This is a genomic window from Corynebacterium simulans (assembly GCF_001586215.1).
Classification (GTDB): Bacteria; Actinomycetota; Actinomycetes; order Mycobacteriales; family Mycobacteriaceae; genus Corynebacterium; species Corynebacterium simulans.
Genome location: NZ_CP014634.1, coordinates 2,356,166 through 2,377,312 on the forward strand (window position 1 = coordinate 2,356,166; position 21,147 = coordinate 2,377,312).

The 21,147-nt window shown below is 60.4% G+C and carries 19 protein-coding genes; all 19 read left to right on the forward strand.

Going from position 1 to position 21,147, the window contains the following annotated elements:
• The first annotated feature begins 4 nt into the window (after nt 1–4).
• The gene (locus tag WM42_RS11020; protein ID WP_061923512.1) at nt 5–445 is read left to right on the forward strand and encodes an SAV_6107 family HEPN domain-containing protein; all 441 of its coding nucleotides are present in this window, start codon (nt 5–7) and stop codon (nt 443–445) included.
• A gap of 216 nt (nt 446–661) precedes the next feature.
• Nucleotides 662–1,033: a DUF3040 domain-containing protein gene (locus WM42_RS11025; protein ID WP_061923507.1), complete on the forward strand. Its 372-nt coding sequence runs from the start codon at nt 662–664 to the stop codon at nt 1,031–1,033.
• Nucleotides 1,034–1,768: 735 nt separating this feature from the next.
• Nucleotides 1,769–2,203 carry a division/cell wall cluster transcriptional repressor MraZ gene (gene mraZ, locus WM42_RS11030; protein WP_061923504.1) on the forward strand — a complete coding sequence of 145 codons (435 nt, stop codon included), beginning with the start codon at nt 1,769–1,771 and terminating at the stop codon, nt 2,201–2,203.
• Nucleotides 2,204–2,358: 155 nt separating this feature from the next.
• Nucleotides 2,359–3,405 (forward strand): 16S rRNA (cytosine(1402)-N(4))-methyltransferase RsmH, encoded by a 1,047-nt coding sequence (gene rsmH, locus WM42_RS11035; RefSeq protein WP_062038212.1) that lies wholly within the window; start codon nt 2,359–2,361, stop codon nt 3,403–3,405.
• Nucleotides 3,402–4,211, forward strand: a complete 810-nt coding sequence (gene ftsL, locus WM42_RS13480) for a cell division protein FtsL (protein ID WP_235591263.1) — start codon at nt 3,402–3,404, stop codon at nt 4,209–4,211. Before rsmH ends, ftsL begins: the two co-directional genes overlap by 4 nt.
• Nucleotides 4,212–4,677: 466 nt before the next feature.
• Nucleotides 4,678–6,510: a peptidoglycan D,D-transpeptidase FtsI family protein gene (locus tag WM42_RS11045; RefSeq protein WP_062039437.1), complete on the forward strand. Its 1,833-nt coding sequence runs from the start codon at nt 4,678–4,680 to the stop codon at nt 6,508–6,510.
• Between the two features lie 63 nt (nt 6,511–6,573).
• A complete protein-coding gene (locus WM42_RS11050) occupies nt 6,574–8,154 on the forward strand; it encodes a UDP-N-acetylmuramoyl-L-alanyl-D-glutamate--2,6-diaminopimelate ligase (protein ID WP_062038216.1) in 1,581 nt (526 codons plus the stop codon).
• Nucleotides 8,151–9,680 carry a UDP-N-acetylmuramoyl-tripeptide--D-alanyl-D-alanine ligase gene (locus WM42_RS11055; protein WP_062038219.1) on the forward strand — a complete coding sequence of 510 codons (1,530 nt, stop codon included), beginning with the start codon at nt 8,151–8,153 and terminating at the stop codon, nt 9,678–9,680. The genes WM42_RS11050 and WM42_RS11055 overlap by 4 nt, the downstream gene beginning before the upstream one ends.
• A 29-nt stretch (nt 9,681–9,709) precedes the next feature.
• Nucleotides 9,710–10,822, forward strand: a complete 1,113-nt coding sequence (gene mraY / locus WM42_RS11060; protein WP_062038222.1) for a phospho-N-acetylmuramoyl-pentapeptide-transferase — start codon at nt 9,710–9,712, stop codon at nt 10,820–10,822.
• A gap of 2 nt (nt 10,823–10,824) precedes the next feature.
• Nucleotides 10,825–12,279, forward strand: coding sequence for a UDP-N-acetylmuramoyl-L-alanine--D-glutamate ligase (gene murD / locus WM42_RS11065; RefSeq protein ID WP_062038225.1), 1,455 nt, complete (start codon nt 10,825–10,827; stop codon nt 12,277–12,279).
• 21 nt (nt 12,280–12,300) lie between these two features.
• On the forward strand, nt 12,301–13,722 hold the full coding sequence (locus WM42_RS11070) for an FtsW/RodA/SpoVE family cell cycle protein (protein WP_062038228.1): 1,422 nt from the start codon (nt 12,301–12,303) through the stop codon (nt 13,720–13,722).
• Between the two features lie 29 nt (nt 13,723–13,751).
• A complete protein-coding gene (gene murG / locus WM42_RS11075) occupies nt 13,752–14,834 on the forward strand; it encodes an undecaprenyldiphospho-muramoylpentapeptide beta-N-acetylglucosaminyltransferase (protein WP_062038230.1) in 1,083 nt (360 codons plus the stop codon).
• Nucleotides 14,835–14,876: 42 nt separating this feature from the next.
• On the forward strand, nt 14,877–16,331 hold the full coding sequence (gene murC / locus WM42_RS11080) for a UDP-N-acetylmuramate--L-alanine ligase (RefSeq protein ID WP_062038234.1): 1,455 nt from the start codon (nt 14,877–14,879) through the stop codon (nt 16,329–16,331).
• Nucleotides 16,324–16,974, forward strand: a complete 651-nt coding sequence (locus WM42_RS11085) for a cell division protein FtsQ/DivIB (protein WP_062038236.1) — start codon at nt 16,324–16,326, stop codon at nt 16,972–16,974. The genes murC and WM42_RS11085 overlap by 8 nt, the downstream gene beginning before the upstream one ends.
• A 250-nt stretch (nt 16,975–17,224) precedes the next feature.
• Entirely contained in the window at nt 17,225–18,592 is a 1,368-nt protein-coding gene (ftsZ, locus tag WM42_RS11090; protein ID WP_062038238.1) for a cell division protein FtsZ, read from the forward strand.
• A gap of 31 nt (nt 18,593–18,623) precedes the next feature.
• Nucleotides 18,624–19,352 carry a peptidoglycan editing factor PgeF gene (gene pgeF / locus WM42_RS11095; protein WP_062038240.1) on the forward strand — a complete coding sequence of 243 codons (729 nt, stop codon included), beginning with the start codon at nt 18,624–18,626 and terminating at the stop codon, nt 19,350–19,352.
• Entirely contained in the window at nt 19,353–20,048 is a 696-nt protein-coding gene (locus WM42_RS11100) for a YggS family pyridoxal phosphate-dependent enzyme (RefSeq protein WP_062038241.1), read from the forward strand. It begins immediately after the preceding gene.
• Between the two features lie 106 nt (nt 20,049–20,154).
• The gene (locus WM42_RS11105) at nt 20,155–20,592 is read left to right on the forward strand and encodes a cell division protein SepF (RefSeq protein ID WP_062038244.1); all 438 of its coding nucleotides are present in this window, start codon (nt 20,155–20,157) and stop codon (nt 20,590–20,592) included.
• A 126-nt stretch (nt 20,593–20,718) separates the two neighbouring features.
• On the forward strand, nt 20,719–21,009 hold the full coding sequence (locus tag WM42_RS11110) for a YggT family protein (protein ID WP_062038246.1): 291 nt from the start codon (nt 20,719–20,721) through the stop codon (nt 21,007–21,009).
• The last annotated feature ends 138 nt before the right edge of the window (nt 21,010–21,147 follow it).

Consider the following 21,147-nt stretch of genomic DNA (forward strand, 5'->3'; position numbering starts at 1 on the left):
CATCATGGCACAGGTTATTTCTGCAACAGCGCAGTTCAGGGGGTCGCGCGCTGCCGCAGGCGCGTTCAAGCGTGACCGTTTTCTAACGCAAGCCGGAGACCTTCTGTCGCAGGCCCGCGCCATGGCTGCCACTGAGCGTTGGGACCAAGCTCTCGAGTTTGCATACCAGGCGGGTCTGCGCACTGCCGGTGCGCGTATCGCAGATTCCGCAGTGTCAAAGCGGCGCCGTTTGCCCTCGAGTGCGTGGGAGCAGCTGGCCATGGTGGGCGCTTCCGAGAAGGATTGGGCGGAGCGTTTCCATGGATATTCCCGCCTTCGTTCTCGTGTGGCCTCCGGGCTGGATGATGCGCCGGATGAAGAAGTCGTTGTAAAGCTAATGGCCTTGGCTGCGGAATTTTTGGCAGAGGTTGAAGAGGGGATTGTCTTCGGTTCTCTTGCTGCCTAGCTGCGTGGTTTCGGGGCCAGCTATTTACTCCGGGTGTGACGTTGCCCAATAGTGGTGGGGGCAGACTGTGCTTGCGGGAACTTACTGATTACTCTGGGCGTTAGATAGTTAGTAGTTCACGAATCATGGTGTAATCCAAAGCCTGCGCGGTGGCGCGTAGTTGCATTGCAGCGTGGATTTTTGGCCCGATGCCCATTGAGATCAATTGGAGGAAAAGTGTCGCTTTCCGAGCACGAGCAGCAGGCACTGCGTGAAATTGAACGATCCTTGATGCAGGATGATCCCAAGTTTGGTTCCTCCGTTACGGGTGACTCCGGCTTTGGTAACGGCGGCGCCATCACCCTGCGCGGGGTTGCCCTCATCGTTGTTGGCCTTTTGCTGATGGTTGGCGGCGTAGCTTTGGCGCAGCAGTCACTGTGGTTTGTGGCCTTGTCTGTGCTGGGCTTCCTCGTGATGTTCGGTGCTGGCGTGTGGATGCTGCGCGGCCGTAAAGAGGCTGTTAGCTATAGCGCGCCGCGCCGCCCGGCTGGCAACCGTCAAGGCGTGAGCTCCCGCCTTGAGGAGAACTTCCGCCGCCGTTTCGAATAAGCTACCCGCTTTTTGGCGCTAGGGCCCGCATCCTTCTGGATGCGGGCTTTTAGTTTTCTCTGAGCTTTATCTCCCACTTTTACCCATTCCGCCCACTTCGACCCACATTCCCCACTTTGTCCCACTGCGGGGTGAGTGCGGCCTTTTGCGTGCGTTGGGCGGCGGTGCGTATCCCGGCGGTGTGCGAGGCGGCTGTGGGTTGTTCAAGAGGATTACCAGCCCTGGAAAACCAGACCTCCTGTTCGTGGGTTAGCGCTCTATGGGGTGACTGAAAACCGACCATGAACTCTGGGTTTCCAGCCCTGGGTATTTGTCGAAACGGATATAAAGACGGGCCGCCAAACGTCGGTACCCGGGCAGGCGGCTGCAATTGGGGTAGTCGTAAACGTGCATCGCGGGCTGCGTGGGGACTGCACTAATCGCAACATGCGGGGTTTAAGGTGGCGGTGGGGCGCAATATGTTGGTGTGATTGGTGGGGTAGTTGAGGTGTTTGCAGGGTGTTGTCAAGGGGGTGGCTGGGGAATTCTTCCCACCATCAAAATGGTCTTCTACCTTGGCTGATTTGTCGGAAAGCTTTTAAACACGCAGCCGAAGGTGACAGAAGTGGGGGAAAGTGGGGTAGAGTGGGGCGCAGTGTGGAACCGAGGGTCTGTGGATGTGTGTTGAACATCTGCCGGCGCGAGGGGCTGCACAGAGGAATCCGGAGTTTCGAGTAACAGGAAGGTGGACCCGGGATGTTTCTCGGTACCTACACTCCCAAGCTCGATGACAAAGGGCGGCTAACGCTTCCAGCGAAGTTCCGTGAAGAGCTGGCGGGTGGCCTCATGGTCACCAAAGGTCAGGACCATTCCTTAGCGGTGTACCCGCGTGAGGAGTTTGCGGCGCGAGCGCGAAAAGCGGCGGCGGTATCTCGTACGAACCCAGATGCGCGTGCGTTTATCCGTAACTTGGCAGCAAGTGCGGATGAGCAAAGGCCAGACGGGCATGGGCGGATCACGCTTTCAGCAGCCCACCGCGAGTACGCAAGCCTCAAGAAGGAGTGCGTGGTTGTCGGTTCGGTGGACTTCCTCGAAATCTGGGACGCAGCCGCATGGGCTGAGTACCAGGCGCAAACTGAAGATGCTTACTCGGCGGCAGACGCCGATGACGTACTCGCTGGCTTGCTTTAGATATGCAGCTAGCGATGAGTGCGTGTACGGACTCTGCCCGAGGTGGATGCTCTGGTGTACTTCCCCGATATCAGAAACCTGCCTCGGACAGGGCCCTATACGCACTCTTTTTGCACAGTAAGACAATTTTTCAAAAGTGGGGGTGACTAGCAGCGATGACGGCTCAGGACAATAACTCGGCAGTAAATTACGACGTAGCGGATAATCACGGCCACGTGCCGGTTATGCGTGAGCGCATGGCACAGCTGCTAGAACCTTCTGTTGCGGGCGATAACGCAGTGCTTATCGACGGCACCTTGGGGGCCGGCGGGCACACCGAGTACTTCTTGAACAAGTTCCCCAATGTCCGCGTAATTGGTGTCGATCGCGATGGTGCCTCCTTGGCAGCAGCCACCGAACGCCTTGCGCCCTTCGGAGATCGCTTCGTCGGCGTCAATGCCCGCTTTGATGATGTGTGTGCAGAAATCGAGCGCGCAGAGGGCACGATTTTCGACGTCGCGCGTGAGCACGGAATCGCCGGAGCGCTCTTCGATTTGGGCGTTTCCTCGATGCAGCTTGACCAAGTCGAGCGCGGTTTTGCTTATAAGACCGACGCGCCTTTGGATATGCGCATGGACCCTTCGCATGGGATTACCGCTGCGGACATCCTCAATACTTATAGCCACGGCGATTTGGCGCGCATCTTGAAGACCTACGGCGACGAACGCTTCGCCGGAAAGATTGCCTCCGCCGTCCTCAAGGAGCGCGAGAAGGAGCCCTTTAGCAACTCTGAGCGCCTCGTTGAACTGCTTTATGCCACCATCCCGGCTGCCACCCGCCGCACTGGCGGGCACCCTGCAAAGCGCACTTTCCAGGCGCTGCGCGTGGAGGTTAACCGCGAGTTGGAGGCAATCGAGCAGGTTATTCCTGTCATCACTGACGCGCTCACCGTTGGCGGGCGTGCGGTGTTCATGAGCTATCAGTCGTTGGAAGATCGCATCGTCAAACAGGCTTTTGCCGAGCTGACGAAGTCGAAAACTCCCGCCGGTTTGCCAATGGATCTGCCGGGTACCGCTCCGAAGTTCAAGACCGTCACCCGCGGTGCGGAAAAGGCGAGTGCCGAAGAGATCGAGGAAAACTCCCGCGCTGCTTCGGTTCGCGTCCGTGCTATCGAGCGTCTTGAGGGCGAGCCTTCGCTGCACCCACCGGGAGGCACGTCATGAGTCTCAACGAACGTATCCCTGAACGTAACTACTCCGCACAGACTTTTCAGAACCCAGCACTAGGAAGGACCCGCACCATGGGGGCGAGCCGCGACTTTACTACCGGAACTGATACCGGAGCCGCCACGACTCTTCTCGAGCCAGGCCGCCGTGCGGTCCCACAATATACTCCGCGCCGCGCTCCGCATCGCACGCAAGTGCCGACGCGCCGCGGCAACCGCTTGGGTTCGAAGCAGGTCGTGTCTTTCCGCGGCCGCCGGCTTCCGCAGCAAACCACCAAGAAGAACTCGCTGTTTACCCGGCTATCTTTCATCGCAATCGGTTTGCTGATTTTCGGCGTGGTCGTCTCCATGTGGCTGTCCGGTATCTCCACCGCGCAGACCTTCGTGGTCAAGGATCTCACTGTCCAGGAGTCTGAGCTGGATAACCAGCTGGAGACTTTGAACCGCGACCTCGAAAACGTGCGTTCGGCATCCGACGTCGCGCGCCGTGCCAACGAGGCCAAGATGGGCGTTCCGACGCAGCCGGGCATCGTTGAGGTTGACCCAGAAGGTAACCCGCAGGAGAAGCGTCCAGCGGATCCGGCAACCGAAGCGATTGTTGACGTCAACGGCGCACCGGTTCGACCGGACCAGGCTTCCAGTGACCCGGATGCAACCAAGGATGTTTCTGGCAGCTTGAACGAGGTGCCGCAAGGCCGTCAGCGCACGGACCGCCAGCCAGCTGGTGAGGACGCACCAGCACCGGCACCGGGCGCGCAGGTGGAATTGCCAAACATTCCGGCGCAAGCGCCGTATGTCAACTAGCTGTGAATGTGGTTTCTTCGGATGTGCTCGCGCGTGCCTGCGCGAGCACTTCGCATTTATAGGGCAAAATCTTGATTCAAAACTGTCTGCAGCGCGATGAGCTGTAAAAAGATAATCGGCAAAAGGAAAAGGTGACTTTGTGACTCGACCCAATTCAGGTGACCGCCATGGCGGTTCCCGGAGGGACCAGGGGCGCGCCGGCAGGGGCACCCCTGCGGATCGCAATAACCAAAGCCGCCTGGGACGCAACGAAGGCTACCGTCAGGGCCGTCCCACTAACCGCACCCATCGAGGAGCCAACACTGGCTCTGCCATGCCGCGTGCCAATGCGCTGCGTCCGAGTGAGCGCGTCACTGCCGCCAGCCGTGATAAGCAAACCCGCGGTCCTGCGGCACCCGGCCGCTTCAAGTTCTTGCCGCAGAAGGAAATCCTTAGCAAGCGCGTTAAAACCGTCGTTTCTGCGCTGATGGTCGTCCTCGTTATCCTGGGCGGGCGCCTAGCCTGGGTACAGCTCGTGTGGGGCCCGGATCTTGCCGCGAAGGCGGTGGCACAGCGTTCCCGTGTCTACATCGACTCCGCCCGCCGCGGCGAGATTGTTGACCGCAACGGCCAGCGCCTTGCCTACACCATGAAGTCCCGCTCGCTGACCGTTTCCCCGACCCGCTTGCGCGAAGAGCTGCGGGAGCAGGAAGAGATTGAGGCAACTGGCGAGGATTCTTTCGACAGCATGGACGAAGCCTCCCGCAACAAGTTCTTAGATGACAAGGTTGAGTCCCGCCTGAAGGAGATGGCTGAGGGCATCCCAGACAAGATCAAGGCTGCGGGCCTTAGCACTGGCGACGTTAATTCCAAGCACATCCTCGATAAGCTCCACGCTGATACGCAGTACGAGGTCTTGGTCCGCAACGTCGATCCTGACGTTGCCGTAAAGATCGCCGAAGAGTACCACGGCTTGGCTGCCGACGAGCAGCAGATCCGCCAGTACCCTAACGGGGCAATCGCCGAAAACGTCATCGGTAAGGTTTCCATGGATGGCCAAGGCCAGTTCGGTTTCGAGGCCTCCGGCGATTCCACACTGACCGGTATCGACGGCAGCTCCACCGAGGACGTTTCCACCGGTGGCCAAGCCATCCCGGGCACCCTGCGCGATCAGGTTCCAGCTACCGATGGCAAGAACGTCACCTTGACCCTCGACCTAGACCTGCAGACATTCGTCCAGCAAAAGCTCGAAAAGGCCCGCGTGAACTCCAAGGCGAAGAACGCCCAGGCAGTCGTTCTCGACGTCGCTACCGGCGAGGTTCTTGCCATGGCTAACACGGGCACCATCGACCCAAACAAGGACATTGAAAAACAGCTCAAAGAAGACAAGGCCTTCGACAACCGCAGCGTGTCCCACCCTTATGAGCCAGGTTCCGTTGCCAAGGTGATCACCGCCGCTGCCGCATTGCAGGAAGGCGTCACCACTCCGGACGAGGTCCACCAAGTCCCGGGCTCCATCGACATGTCCGGTGTGACCGTCAACGACGCGTGGCAGCACGGCGTCGAGCCGTACACCACCACGGGTATCTTCGGTAAGTCTTCCAACGTCGGTACCCTGATGCTCGCCCAGAAGCTGGGCCAGGAGCGCTACGCCAAGTATCTCGAGACCTTCGGCCTTGGCGAGACCACCGGCATTGAACTGCCAAATGAATCCGCAGGCCTCGTACCGGCTCAGGAACAGTGGTCCGGCGGCACCTTCGCCAACCTGCCCATCGGCCAGGGCCAGTCCTGGACCACCCTGCAAATGGCCAGCGTCTACCAGGCGCTTGCCAACGGCGGCGAGCGCATCGAACCGCGCATTATTTCCTCCATCACCGGTCCAGGCGGCGAAAAGGAAAAACTCGACGAGCCGCGCAAGACCCGCGTGGTCAGCGAGGAAACCGCGAAGACCACCGTCGATATGTTCCGCGCCGTGTTCCAGAAGGATCCAAATGGCGTCCAGAACGGCACTGCGGGCGACAATAACATCGAGGGCTATCAGCTTTCCGGTAAGACGGGCACCGCCCAGAAGGTCGATGAGAAGACCGGCGCCTACTCCAACTCCGCGTACTGGATCACTTTCGCGGGCATCGCGCCTGCCGACGACCCTCGTTTCGTCGTCGCCATCATGCTCGACGAACCGCAGTCGGGCGTCAACGACAACGGTTCCGGCGGCCAGTCTGCCGCGCCGGTGTTCAAGGACATCGCCAGCTGGCTGCTCAACCGCGACAACATTCCACCGTCCAAGCCCGCGCCGGAGCTGACCCTGCGCGCTCAATAAAACTTCAACGAATACCACACCTTCGCACCACAAACCTTCGCACTACAAATAAGGGAGAAAGCAATGAGCGTAGACCTAGAAAGCCTCGCTACTATCGGCGGCGGGCGCGTTATCGGTGACGAGACCGTCACTGTTTCCTCCTGCAGTCTCGACTCCAAGGCGATTGCTGCGGGCGGCCTCTTTGCAGCGTTGCCCGGAACCCGCGTGCATGGCGCCCAGTTCGCCGGCGGCACCGAAGCAGCGGCGATCCTCACCGACGAAACCGGCCTGCAGCACTTGCAGGAAGCAGGGGAGCGCCGCCCCACCATCGTGGTCGAAGACATCCGCGCCGTGCTGGGGCTCATCGCCGCAGAAATCTATGAGCACCCGACGAAGTCGCTGACCGTCATTGCGGTCACCGGCACCTCCGGCAAGACGACCACCAGCTACCTGCTTGAGGCGGGCTTGCTCCACGCTGGCTACAAGGTCGGTCTCATCGGCACCACCGGCACTCGTATCAACCGCAAGCCGGTTCCCACCAAGTTGACTACCCCGGAAGCACCGACGCTGCAGGAGCTGTTCGCACGCATGCTCGCGGAGGGGGTTACCCACGTGGTCATGGAGGTTTCCTCCCACGCTCTCGAGCTGGGCCGCGTGCGGGGCACACACTTCAAGGTCGGCGGTTTCAGCAACCTCAGCCAAGATCACCTTGACTTCCACCCGACGATGGAGGATTACTTCGAGGCCAAGGCCGCGCTTTTCGACGGCCCGCAATCGGCCGCCTCCGCCGTTATCTGCGTCGACGATGAGTGGGGCAAGCGCATGCTGGAGCGCGCCGCCGGTAAGCCGCGCACCGTGGTTGCCACCACCGCAGCAGAGCAGGCACAGCAACTGGCCGACGCCGTTGATGCAACTCTGGTCACCGCGACCCAGACCGGCACCGAGGTCACTGGCGAGCAGCATGTGGATATGAACTTCGCTGGCCAGCAGCATTCCTTCGAGCTGCCGATGCCAGGAAAATTTAATATTGCCAACGCTGCGCTGGCCACGGGCATGGCGGCCGCCGTTGGCGTTGACGTCGAGCAGTTCCTGGCCGGCATCGAGCGCGTGGCCGTTCCAGGCCGCATGGAGCGTATCGACCGCGGCCAGGAATTCGTCGCCGTGGTTGACTATGCCCATAAGCCGGCCGCAGTCGCCGCCGTTCTCGATACTCTGCGTGGCCAGCTCGAGGGAACCGATGGGCGCCTCGCGGTGGTTGTCGGCGCCGGAGGCGACCGCGACTCCTCCAAGCGCCCACTGATGGGTGCTGCCGCCGCAGAGCGCGCGGACCTCGTCGTGGTCACTGACGATAATCCGCGCAGCGAGGACCCAGCCACCATCCGCGCATCCGTCATCGAGGGCGCACGCAAGGCTTCAGCTTCCACTGATATCCGCGAGGTCGGCTCGCGCGCCGCCGCCATCGACGAAGCAGTCCGCTGGGCCATGCCTGGCGACGCCGTCATCGTCGTAGGCAAGGGGCACGAAGTCGGCCAAATCATCGGCGATGAGACTGTTCACTTCGACGACCGTGAGGAGCTCGCACGCGCTCTCGACGAAAAGCTAGCCGGCAACGCGCCACAGGAAAATGCGCGGTACGGTGACACTGTGGAAAAGGAACAAGCATGATTGCATTGACCCTTCAAGAAATCGCTGACATCACTGGCGGTCGCCTCGATTGCGTGGAAGATCCTTCCGCGCAGGTGACAGGATTCGTCGAATTCGATTCCCGCAAAGTCACCCCGGGCGGGCTTTTTCTCGCACTGCCGGGTGCCCGTGTAGACGGCCACGATTTTGCAGAAAAAGCAGTCGCATCCGGGGCAGTTGCTGTGCTGGCGGCACGTCCTGTTGGCGTGTCGGCTATCGTCGTTGAGCCGAAGGGCAAGGTCGAAGGCGACGGCGCTAACGCTGACATTTATGCCAACGATGAAGACGGCTCAGCCGCCGCAGTCATCGAGGCTTTGTCCGCACTGGCACGCGCGGTCACGCAGCGCCTAGCTACCAATTCCGCCCTCAACATCGTGGGCGTGACCGGCTCAGCCGGCAAGACCTCCACCAAGGATCTCATCGCCACTATCTTCCGCGCAGCGGGGGAGACCGTCGCGCCTCCGGGCTCTTTTAACAACGAGGTCGGCCTGCCCTATACCGCTCTGCGTTGCGACGAACACACCGAATACTTGGTGGCTGAGATGTCCGCCCGCGGTATCGGCCACATTCGCCACCTCACTAACATCACCGCACCGAAGGTCGGTGTGGTCTTGAACGTCGGCTCCGCCCACTTGGGCGAGTTCGGCTCCCGCGAGAACATTGCCCAAGCCAAAGGCGAACTCGTCGAGGCCCTGCCGAGCGCAAAAGACGGCGGTGTCGCTGTGCTCAACGCGGACGATCCTTTCGTCGCCGGCATGGCGCCGCGCACGGATGCGAAGGTGGTCTACTACTCGGCCGTGGATAAGCAAGGCTCCAATGCACAGTACTACGCTACGCAGGTCCAGCTTGACGACGTCGCTCGTGCCTCGTTCATGATGCATACCCCAGACGCGCAGCCGCTGCCGGTGAAACTGCAGGTCTTCGGCGTGCATCAGGTCTCCAACGCCTTGGCCGCCGCTGCAGCTGCCATCGAGCTGGGGCTTAGCGCCGAGCTGGTAGCCAATGCCCTGTCTGGCCACCGCATCGCGTCGGAGCACCGCATGGACGTGCGCAACCGTCGTGATGGTGTCACGCTCATCGATGACTCCTACAATGCAAACCCAGACTCGATGCGTGCGGCCATCGCCGCGCTGGCTTATACCGCGGCGGCGCGTCCCGACGCCCGTTCCATCGCCGTGCTCGGCGAGATGGGAGAGCTCGGCGAGGACGCACTGGACTCGCACCGCCAGTTGGGCAGTGAGCTGGCGAAGTACCACGTTGACCATCTGGTGGCCGTGGGCACTAGCGTCAACACGCGGGCGATGGCGGAAGCGGCACAAGCAAAGGGTATAAATACTAGTATCTGTGCCGATGTTGATGACGCCGCAAAAATTGTTGACGGCCTTCTGCGTACCGCGCCAGTAGGCGTGGACGATTGGCCAAATAGGGACGCCAAAGATGTCGTCCTTGTCAAAGCTTCGAATGCCCAACGCCTGTGGCTCGTTGCAGAAAAGCTCAACCAGAGCTAGCTCACGAATATTAGAAGGAACCCAAGCAAGTGACACAGATCATCATCGCTGGTGTGGTCAGCTTTCTCGTAGCGATTTTCATCACCCCACTGCTCATCCGCTATTTCTCGGATGCTGGCAAGGGGCAGGAGATCCGTGAGGACGGCCCAAAGTCGCACCTGCGCAAGCGCGGCACCCCGACCATGGGCGGCCTGGCCATTCTGGCAGGAATCACGGTGGGCTACCTGACGGTGGGAATCTACGGGCAGGTGACCGGCCACGGTGGCTTTACCTTCTCCGGAATCTTGGTCCTGTGCTTGACTCTGGGCCTCGGCGGCTTGGGTTTTGCCGATGACTTCATCAAGCTTTTCAAGCAGCGCAACCTGGGCCTGAACAAGACCGCCAAATTGGTGGGGCAGCTCGCCCTCGCATTGGCTTTTGGCCTGCTGTGCTTGCAGCGCCCGGATGACACTGGCCTGACGCCTGGTACCACGAAGCTGTCCTTCGTTCGCGATATTGAGACTTTCGACTTCGCGGTTGGCCCGACCATCGTGGGAATCGTCGTGTTCCTGATCTTCATGTACATCTTGATCGCGGCGTGGTCGAACGCCGTGAATCTGACCGATGGTCTGGACGGTCTCGCAGCCGGCACCACCGCGATTGTCATGGGTGCGTACACCATTATGACCTTCTGGCAGTTCCGCAACTCTTGCGCCACCGAGTTCACCGCTGGCTGCTACCAGGTCCGCGACCCGCTGGATCTCGCGGTTCTCACCGCCGCTGGCCTGGGCGGCTGCCTGGGCTTCTTGTGGTGGAACGCGGCACCAGCGAAGATCTTCATGGGCGATACCGGCTCCCTCGCACTTGGTGGCCTAGTCGCTGGCATTTCCGTGACCAGCCGCACCGAACTGCTGATGATCATCATCGGCGCGCTCTTTGTCATTGAGACTGTCTCCGTCGTCATCCAGATCGTGGTCTTCCGCACCACCGGCAAGCGTTTCTTCCGTATGGCCCCAATTCACCACCACTTCGAAAACGGTGGCTGGGCAGAGACCGCAGTGGTTGTGCGTTTCTGGTTGATTGCCGCCATGGCTGCAATGGCCGGCGTTGCTATCTTCTACGGCGACTGGCTTGCTGATTCCGGTATCGGGTTGGTGGGCTAGCCATGTCCGCTGCCTTCGATTCCGCTGCTTTCGATTCCGCGGCCTCGCCCGAGGCTCTGCCTGATTCCTTGCGCGGGAGCATCTTGGTCGCCGGCGCGGGCGTGTCCGGCCGCGGCTGCGCGAGCGTACTTCTGCGTCTCGGCGCCGACGTCGTGGTGGCCGATGGCAACGCGGATTCCCGCGCACGCCTAGAGGCCGATCTTTCTGTCACCACAATCGACGCCGCCACCGCCAACCCCACCGATTACTCCCTCGTGGTTACCTCTCCGGGCTGGGCACCGACCTCGCCGCTTTTGCTCGCAGCAGCCGCGGCCGGGGTAGAGGTCATTGGCGATGTCGAGCTGGCCTATCGTCTTGATGCCGCCGGCGTCTTCGGCGCACCGCGCACCTGGCTTGCCGTCACGGGCACCAATGGCAAGACCACAACCACCGGCATGCTGGCCGCAATCATGGCCGCCGATGAGCAGCGCTCCGGAAAGCGCTCCCAAGCTGTCGGAAACATCGGCACCTCGCCATTCGACGCCCTAGCCGCCAGCCCACGCGTGGATGTCCTCGTCGCTGAGCTTTCCTCCTTCCAGCTGCATTGGTCCTCCCAGTTGCGCGCGGAGGTTGGTGTTCTTCTCAACCTCGCCGACGACCACCTCGATTGGCACGGTTCCTTCCACGCCTACGCTGAGGCCAAGGCAAAGGTGCTTGCCGGCGCCCACGCGGTCATCGGCCGCGATGACTTCCAGGTCCGCGAATACGCCGATGCCGCCGCAGAACGCGGCGCGCTTTCTCCAGACACCCACGCTTTTACCCACACCATTCCGAATGATGGGGAAGTAGGCGTCATCGACGGCCAGCTCGTTATTAACAACGTGGCAGGCGTTAGCGCCACCGTCATCGACGATGTCACCGCCCTTCAGCCCTCTGGTATGGCGGGCATTCTCGACGCCGCAGCCGCCGCCTGCGCCGCTTTGCTCGCCGGTGCCGAGCCGTCCTCAATCACCGAGGGCCTCGAAAGCTACACCGTCGCCGGTCACCGCGGCGAGCTAGTGCACCGCCATAACGGCATCGCTTTCATCGACAACTCCAAAGCCACCAACCCCCACGCAGCCGAGGCCGCGATGCGCGGGTTGAACAATGTGGTGTGGGTCGCTGGCGGTCAGCTCAAAGGCGCCGACGTCAGCGATCTTCTCGACGCCCACGCGGAAAGGCTAAAAGCAGCGGTTGTAATGGGCGTCGACAAGCAAGTGCTCTACGACGCCCTCCAGCAGCGTGGAGTTGCCACCACCGTCATCGAATCCACCGATCCCCTAAAAGCAATGGAGGAGGCGGTCACCGTCGCCGTGCAACACGCCGAACCCGGCGATACCGTCCTTTTGGCGCCGGCTGGGGCATCGTTGGATATGTACCAAGGCATGGCACAGCGCGGTGACTTCTTCGCCGCAGCCGCCCAGCGCATCGCACGTTAACCACGCAATTCAGGAGACTCCATGACCGCAACTAGGCCGCAACAACCAGCGTCGAAGACGCTCGGCCAACGCGTGGGCGAAATCCGCCAGTACTACCGCGCGCAACCGGGGCTGGACTACCAGCTGCTGCGGATTATCATCTTTTCGCTGATTGGCATTGGCGTGCTCATGGCATTCTCCGCATCCATGGCTACTTCCTTCACGGAAAACTCCAACGTGTGGACTGATGCCATCCGCCAGTGCCTGCTCGTGACAGGCGGCCTGATTTTGTTCTGGATTGCGCTGCGGGTTTCTCCTTATACGCTGCGTAAGTTCGTGCCGTGGCTGCTGCTGTTGTCCATCATCTTGCTCATCGCGGTGTTGATTCCTGGCGTGGGTACCGGTCGTGAGACGGTGGGCTCGCAGTCCTGGATTCCGCTGGGCCCTGTGGCTTTCCAACCTTCTGAGTTCGCACGTGTCACCGTAGCGATGTACGGCGCTTCGGCGCTGGCGGGCAAGCCACACCGTTCGATGCGTCTTTCTGACCCATTCATGATGTACTCGCTCATCGCGTCTGTGATGTTCGTGCTCATCGTGTTGCAGGGCGATATCGGCATGGCGGCGTCGTTTGCCTTGGTGGTTATCTTCACCTTGCTTTTTGCGGGCGTGAACTGGCGCGTCGCCGCCACCATCATTGGCCTCGGCGTGTTGGGCTTAACCGCAGTCTTTCTGGGCGGCGGCTTCCGTACGCACCGTTTCCACACCTACTTTGATGCTTTCCGCGGCAACATCGAGGACACGCAGGGCACCGGTTTCCAGGCCTACCAGGGCTTCCTTTCGCTTGCCGACGGCGGGTTCTGGGGGGTTGGCCTCGGCCAATCCCGTGCGAAGTGGTTCTACCTGCCAGAGGCGAAGAATGACTTCGTCTTTGCCATCATCGGCGAGGAACTCGGGCTGTGGGGCGGCTTGCTGGTTATCGGCTTGTTTGCCGCACTGGGTTATATCGGTCTGCGTACGGCAAAGAATGCGCAGGATTCTTTCCAGGCGCTGCTGGCCGCCACATTGACGGTCGGCGTTGTTATCCAGGCCTTCATTAACATCGGCTATGTGGTGGGGCTTCTTCCTGTGACGGGCATTCAGCTGCCGATGATTTCCGCCGGCGGCTCCGCAGCGCTTATCACCATCGGTTCGATGGGCGTGCTGTGTAACGTCGCTCGCCATGAGCCGCTGCAGATTTCTGCGATGCAGAACTTTGGCCGCCCGCTGTTCGACCGTCTGTTTTTCATCCCCGAGCCGCAGCTTTCCGATGCCGCTCCGAAGCGTAAGGGAGGCCGCCATGCCTCGCTGCCGCAGAAGAATCGGGGCGGGCGTCGGCCAGGGGAGCGCGAGGAGCGCTTTGGCCGAGCGGTGACGAGCCGTGGGCCTAGTGATTACCGCCTGCCGCGGCGCGGCGAGAAGCGGTAGGCCCGGGTGGCGCTGGTAGCCTGTAGGTCATGAATTCCACCCCCATTTCTGTCGTCCTTGCAGGTGGCGGCACCGCAGGCCATATCGAACCAGCGCTCGCAGTGGGTGAAGCGCTCCGGCAGCGTCACGGCGCGAAGTTAACCGCGTTGGGCACCGAGAAGGGACTGGAGCGCGATATCGTTCCTGCCCGCGGGGTGGATCTGCGCATGGTGACCCCCGTTCCGGTTCCGCGCAAGGTGAACGCCGATCTGTTTAAGCTTCCGTTGAACGTTGTAAAGTCGGTCATGCAAACCCGCAAGGTTTTAAAAGACGTTGAGGCTGACGTGGTCTTTGGCACGGGCGGATACGTTTCCGCTTCGGCCTACCTTGCTGCAAAGACTTTAGGCATGCCGTTTTATGTGCTAGAAACCAACGCGCTTTCGGGCATTGCAAATAAGCTTGGCGTGCGTTTGGGCGGAATCGGCTTCAACGCGCACCCGAACTCCGGCATGCCGGGCGAGGTCGTGGGTATCCCAGTGCGCCCAGGAATGGGTCAAGACCCCGACGGTTCCGTGGCTGCGGAGGCCCGCAAGCGTTGGGGGCTGCGCGAGGATATGCCCACCATCGTCATTACCGGTGGCTCGCAGGGCGCAGCCAGCATCAACAAGGCAGTGGCGGGCGCGTTGCCGGAGCTGACCGAGAAACACCAGGTCCTGCATGCCTACGGCAAGAAGAACGAGGCGCCAGCACCGGCCCCGAATTACACTCCGCTGCCGTACATCGACGATATGGCCGGCGCGCTTGCCGTTGCGGATCTTATGATTTGCCGCTCCGGCGCGATGACGGTCGCTGAGGTAGCCGCCGCTGGCGTTCCTGCCATTTACGTGCCACTGCCAATCGGCAATGGTGAGCAGGCACTGAACTCCCGCGAGCTCGTTGAAGCCGGCGCTGCCGTGCAGATTGCCGACGCCGAACTCAACCCCCAGCGCTTGGTCTCCGAGGTCCGCGGCATTATGGAAGATGATGCTCGCTTAAAGGTAATGCGCACGGCCGCTGCGACGAACTCTGCTGGCGATGTTGCTAACACCATTGCGGACCGTATCGCCACCACCATCGAGCAAGCGCGCGCTTAAACCCTCGCGCAAGATCTTTGAAGCTGAAGGAATTTAAAGAAGATGACTGACTCTTATGACCTCACTCGCGTCCACATGGTGGGCATCGGCGGTTCTGGCATGTCTGGCCTGGCGCGCATCCTCGCCTCGCGCGGTGGCGTCGTTACCGGCTCCGACGTTAAGGAGTCCACGCCGGTGGAAATCCTGCGCACGATGGGCGTAAAGATTGCGGTAGGCCACGCGGCAGAAAATCTCGAGCTGGCGGGGGAGAAGCCGACTGTCGTAGTCACTTCTTTCGCAGCCATCCCGCAAGATAACCCGGAGCTGGTAGGTGCGCGGGAGGCCGGTATTCCGGTGATTCGCCGCTCCGACCTTCTCGCCGAGCTGATGGAGGGCCACCAGCAGGTGCTCCTCGCCGGTACGCATGGCAAGACTTCCACCACCTCGATGACCGTCTCCGCGATGCAGCAGGCAGGCTTGGACCCTTCCTTTGCCATTGGCGGCCAACTCAACCGCGCGGGCACCAACGCCCATGGCGGAACTGGCAACGCCTTTGTTGCCGAGGCCGATGAATCCGATGCTTCCTTGCTGCGCTATAGCCCTGAAGTCGCGGTGATTACCAACATCGAGCCGGACCACCTGGATTTCTTCCACAATGCTGAGGCCTATTACCGGGTCTTCGACGATTTCGCCGATCGCATCGTGCCGGGCGGTCACCTCGTCGTGTGCTTGGAGGATGAGCATGCGGCGCAGGCCGGTAAACGCGCCCTTGACCGCGGAATCAACGTTCTTGGCTACGGCAGCGCTCAAGCAGCCGCGCAGTATCCGGAGATTCCCTTGGCCGCTGAGGTAGTAGAAGAGCAGGTTTCTGTCATTGGCATGCAAGTCCGTGCACGCGTCACGCTGCCCGGTGGAAAGGCGGAAGAGCTCGCTTATGAGCTGCAGATTCCGGGGCATCACATGGTGCTTAACTCTTTAGCCTCGCTTATTGCGGGCGGCTTGGCCGGCGGCGATCTGGACGATCTCGCGGTGGGCCTTAGTGATTTCACCGGTGTGCGCCGTCGCTTCGAGTACCGCGGTACCGAGCACGAGGTGCGCGTCTTCGATGACTATGCCCACCACCCAACCGAGGTCACCGCAGTCCTCGGTGCTGCCCGCCAAAAGGTAGAGGCAGAAGGCAAGGGGGCGCGCGTTATCGCATGCTTCCAGCCGCACCTGTACTCCCGCACGACGGAATTCGACAAGGAGTTCGCTGCAGCACTCGCGCTTGCTGACGCCGCCGTTGTCCTCGACATCTACGGCGCTCGGGAGCAACCGGTGGAAGGCATTACCTCCCGCATCATCACCGACAAAATGCCGGAAGAGATGAAGGTCATTTTTGAACCGAGCTTCTCGGAGGCGGCTCAAGATGTTGTGTCCCTGGTGCGCCCTGGCGATGTCGTACTCACCATCGGCGCGGGTTCAGTCACGATGCTGGCCGCGGAGATCCTCGATGAGCTGAAGGCGCTTAATGACTAAGAAGACAATTGCGGTTTCTCTCACGGGGCTCGTCGCGGTCGTTGTGCTGGCGGCAGTTGCCGTGTGGATGTTCCCCGTGTTCAAGGTTTCTTCCTTCGAGGTACATGGCATAAGCCACGTCGATGCAGCGCAGGTGGAAGAAGCCAGTGGTGTCGCTAAAGGCGAGAACCTAGTGCGGGTGGATGCCCGTGGAGCGGCGTCGGGAGTCGCGCGTTTGCCGTGGGTGAAGTCCGCGACCGTATCGCGCGCATTTCCGTCCACTTTGAGCGTGGAAATTACAGAACACGAGGTGGTGGCTTTCCGTGATAAGAACAAGCTTATCGACGCCGAGGGTGAAGAATTCGCCGAGGACACCCCGCCGGAGGGCGCAGTGGAAATTACCGGCAGCGCCGAGCCTGGCTCGGAGGAGATGAGTGATGCCGTGGAGGTAGTCGCCGCTTTGCCGCAGCCGGTGCGCGCACAGGTGAAGTCTCTCGAGGTTAAAAACGCGTATTCGATGACCTTCCACCTGAAGGATGACCGCAGCGTCTTCTGGGGTGCCTCGGAGGATAACGCCAATAAGGCTTTGGCCTTCGAGACGGTTTTGAAGATGGAAGGCGGGCAGTGGAATATTTCAAACCCCGAATTGGTAACCACGAAATAGCCGTCTGAATTTAACGCCCTGCGCAGAGCCCATCTTGGTCATACAGGTGGGGTGCGTGGGGCGTTTGTGATTTGAAAACCCGCACGTCAGCAACCCTAAACTACAACTTGAGGGTACCGACACGCGGCAAAATGTACGTGAAAAACTACGGCACTTCCATAAAGATGGAAATAACCGCGCGTGAGAAAAAAGTCGCGTGCAATAAAAATCCTCGTTTACGCACCAACAGTGAAAGGTGAGCACCCCTCACATGATCTCAACTAGCAATAACCTCGCGGAAATCAAGGTCGTCGGTGTCGGCGGCGGCGGCGTTAACGCCGTGAACCGCATGATCGAAGAAGGTCTGAAGGGCGTTCAGTTCGTCGCGATTAACACCGACTCCCAGGCGCTGATTTTCTCGGATGCTGACACCAAGCTCGATATCGGCCGCGAAGCCACTCGCGGTCTCGGCGCGGGCGCTAACCCGGAGGTCGGCAAGACCTCGGCAGAAGACCACAAGACTGAGATTGAGGATGCCCTGGAAGGCTCCGACATGGTCTTCGTTACCGCCGGCGAGGGTGGCGGCACTGGTACCGGCGCCGCTCCGGTCGTTGCTTCCATCGCGAAGAAGATGGGTGCGCTGACCGTCGGCGTTGTTACCCGTCCATTCAAGTTTGAGGGCGCACGCCGTACCCGCCAGGCAATGTCTGGCATCGAGGAGCTGCGCGACGTCTGTGACACGCTCATCGTTATCCCGAACGACCGCCTGATGCAGCTCGGTGGCGAAGAGCTGTCCATCGTCGAGGCATTCCGCGCAGCCGATGAGGTCCTCCACAACGGTGTCCAGGGTATTACGAACCTGATTACCATCCCGGGCATGATTAACGTCGACTTTGCCGACGTCCGCTCCGTCATGGCCGATGCCGGCTCCGCCCTCATGGGCATCGGCTCTGCACGCGGTGACAACCGTGCGCTCAATGCCGCTGAGCAGGCAATCAACTCCCCGCTGCTCGAGTCCACCATGGAAGGCGCAAAGGGTGTTCTGCTCTCCATCGCCGGCGGCTCTGATCTTGGTCTGCATGAGGTTAACGCCGCTGCATCCATGGTCGAGGAGCGCGCTGACGAAGACGCCAACATCATCTTCGGTACCATCATCGATGACAACCTGGGCGACGAAGTCCGCGTCACCATCATCGCCACCGGCTTTGATGCACAGGCCAACATGACCACCGCAGCTCAGCCGGCACAGTCCCAGCCACAGCAGCAGCGTCCGGGCTCCCTGTTCGATAACCGCCAGGAAACTTCGGCGCAGCAGTCGGCGCAACAGTCGGCACAACAGCAACCAATGCACCAGCAGCAACCGGTACAGCAGCAACCGCTGCAGCAGGAGCCAGTACAGCAGCAGCCGGTACAACAGCAACCGCGCTACGAGGAACCTGCGCAGCCGCGTTACGAGGAGCAGCCGGCTGAGACCTACCGTCCACGCCATTCCTCCAACGGTCTGTTCACCAGCTCCGATCGTTTTGCTCGTGAAGATCGCCGTGACGACTACCGCCTGTCCCGCCCTGCAGATCGTCGTGACGATCGTCGCCACGATGACGGCGATGACGATCTCGACGTGCCGTCCTTCATGCGTTAAAGCAGCGAAATAGTGCGCTAACCTGGAGTGCATGCCAGTAAACGAGGAAGCACCTAAACGCCCCGTTCGCATGGTCTTTACGACTCGTGCGGGCGGGGTTTCGTCATCGCCTTACGACTCTTTCAACCTAGGCGACCACGTCGGCGATGACCCGGCAAACGTCGCCCAAAACCGCGTCCGTCTCGCCAGAGTTCTCGGGCTCAATGAGATTGTGTGGATGGAACAACTCCACACCAACACTGTCACTCGCGTCGATCGTAGCCATGTTGGCACCCCAGTGGCGGCGACCGACGCAATCGTCACTACCGAAAAACGCTTAGGACTCGGAGTTCTGGTTGCTGATTGCACCCCCGTGTTGCTCAGCGACATCTCCGCCGGCGTTATCGCCGCTGCCCATGCCGGTCGGCTCGGCGCCCGCAACGGGATCATTCGCAACACGGTTACTACGATGTTCGAGCTGGGCGCGAGCCCCTCCAATATTCAAGTTCTTCTCGGCCCCGCCGCATCGGGACTGAACTATGAGGTGCCTGAGGCTATGGCAAACGACGTCGAGAAGCACTTGCCCGGGGCGAAGGCCCGCACAAAGAAGGGCACCTGGGGCGTCGACGTGCGCAAGGGCCTTGTCCGTCAGCTGATGGGGATGGGAATTACCAACATTGAAGCTGACCCTCGCTGCACCATCGAAGACAGCGACTTCTTTTCTTACCGCCGTGAAGGCACTACCGGACGCCAAGCCGGTGTTATTTGGTTGGAGGCATAAATGACACGCAAGCAGCAATTACAGGAAAACCTCGAGCGCACCCGCGCTGATATCGCAGAAATCGCCAAGAATGCCGGCCGTCCTGCACCCGAACTGCTGCCGGTGACCAAATTTCACCCGGCTGCTGACGTCGCGCTACTCGCCGAGCTTGGTATCACCGACGTCGCCGAGAACCGCGAACAAGAAGCCCGTGCCAAGGCGGCGGAGTTGCCGCAGATGCGTTTCCATATGATTGGCCAGATTCAGACGAAGAAGGCCAATCACGTCGCGCGGTGGGCACAAAGCGTGCATTCGTTGGATACGGAAAAGCTTGCGCGTGCGTTGAACCGGGGCGTCGGCAATGCTCTGCAAGCGGGCGAGCGCGAAGGAAAACTGCCGGTGTTCATCCAGCTCTCCCACGACGGAGATACTGCGCGCGGGGGAGTAGTCTATGCGGATGTCGATGTGCTTGTGGGCGTCGTGGAGGAGCTCGACAACCTCGAACTGCGCGGTTTCATGGTCGTTCCGCCCCTAGATGCGGAACCGGTCGAAGTTTTTGCCCGTGTTCGCAAGCTTTGTGACGAGGTGGGCAGCCGCCTTGGACGGAAGCTTTTGATGTCGGCGGGAATGAGCGCAGATATGGCTGCGGCGATTGCCGCGGGAAGCGATATCGTGCGTGTCGGAACCGGCATCATGGGACCCCGCCCAGTAGGTTAAGTGGCAACGCAAAAGCGCATTTCACGGGTGCAATTCACTGCTTTCACATGAGTAACATTTGCACCAAATAACATGCTCAACAATTAGGGTCAGAGGGAGACCAGAAATGTCATTGATTGATAGGACGAAAGAGTTCTTCGGACTGGGTCCGGTGGACATCGAAGCGGACGACGCATACTACGCAGACGAGCGCAGCTATGAGTCCAACGGCTCTGCTGCTTACGCGCCGCGCTCTTTCGAGCCGGCAGTGCAGGAGGAGTTCGTTCCGACTATCGTCGCGCTGTCCCTCGTTTCCTTCAACGATGCAGCCAAGGTTGGCGCACCGTTCCGTGATGGCGACGCCGTTGTCTTTGAGCTGACCGATGCGGACAAGGCGTCGGCAAAGCGCTTCATTGACTTCGCTGCTGGCCTGTGCTTCGGACTCGAAGGTCGCATGCTCAACCTGACCAAGGGTATGGACACCGACCGTCGCGTCTTCGCCATTGTGCCGAAGGATGCAGGAATCTCCACCCTGGAGCTCGAGCGCGCAGCGCACCTGCGTTAAACAGAAGCTTTTAAAGTAGCGCCGTCTTATCTTTCCTCTAAGTGTTGGTGGAGGAAGGGTAGGGCGGCGTTCGCCATTAGCGAGCCGAGTGCCGAACGCGGGGGTAGTTCATATAGGCTCGAGCAGGTGAGCATTATCGGATATAGTTTGTTGCTGCTTCTACGCATCTTCTCGTGGATTTTGGCCCTGCGAATCATCATCGAGATGATTCAGTCTTTCTCGCGCCAATTTAACCCACCGCGGTGGTTCATGGTGGTGGCAGAGCCGCTGTTTGTAGTTACTGACCCGCCAGTAAAGGCACTCCGCCGCGTGGTCCCGCCGCTGCGTCTGGGCGGTGTGGCACTGGACATGTCCATCCTTGTTTTGTTCCTGATTTTGATGCTCTTGCAACTGGTTGTTGTTGGAGTGTTCTTGTAGTGCGGGTGTATTAAAACCTCCCGTTAACGTTGAGACTGCGTGCAACGTTAGATAATGTGGGCTTTTGGATATAGTCTTTACTGATATTCCGTAAAATTAAACGCACAAGTTCTTTGTTAGCGCATCCTGTGTAGACAC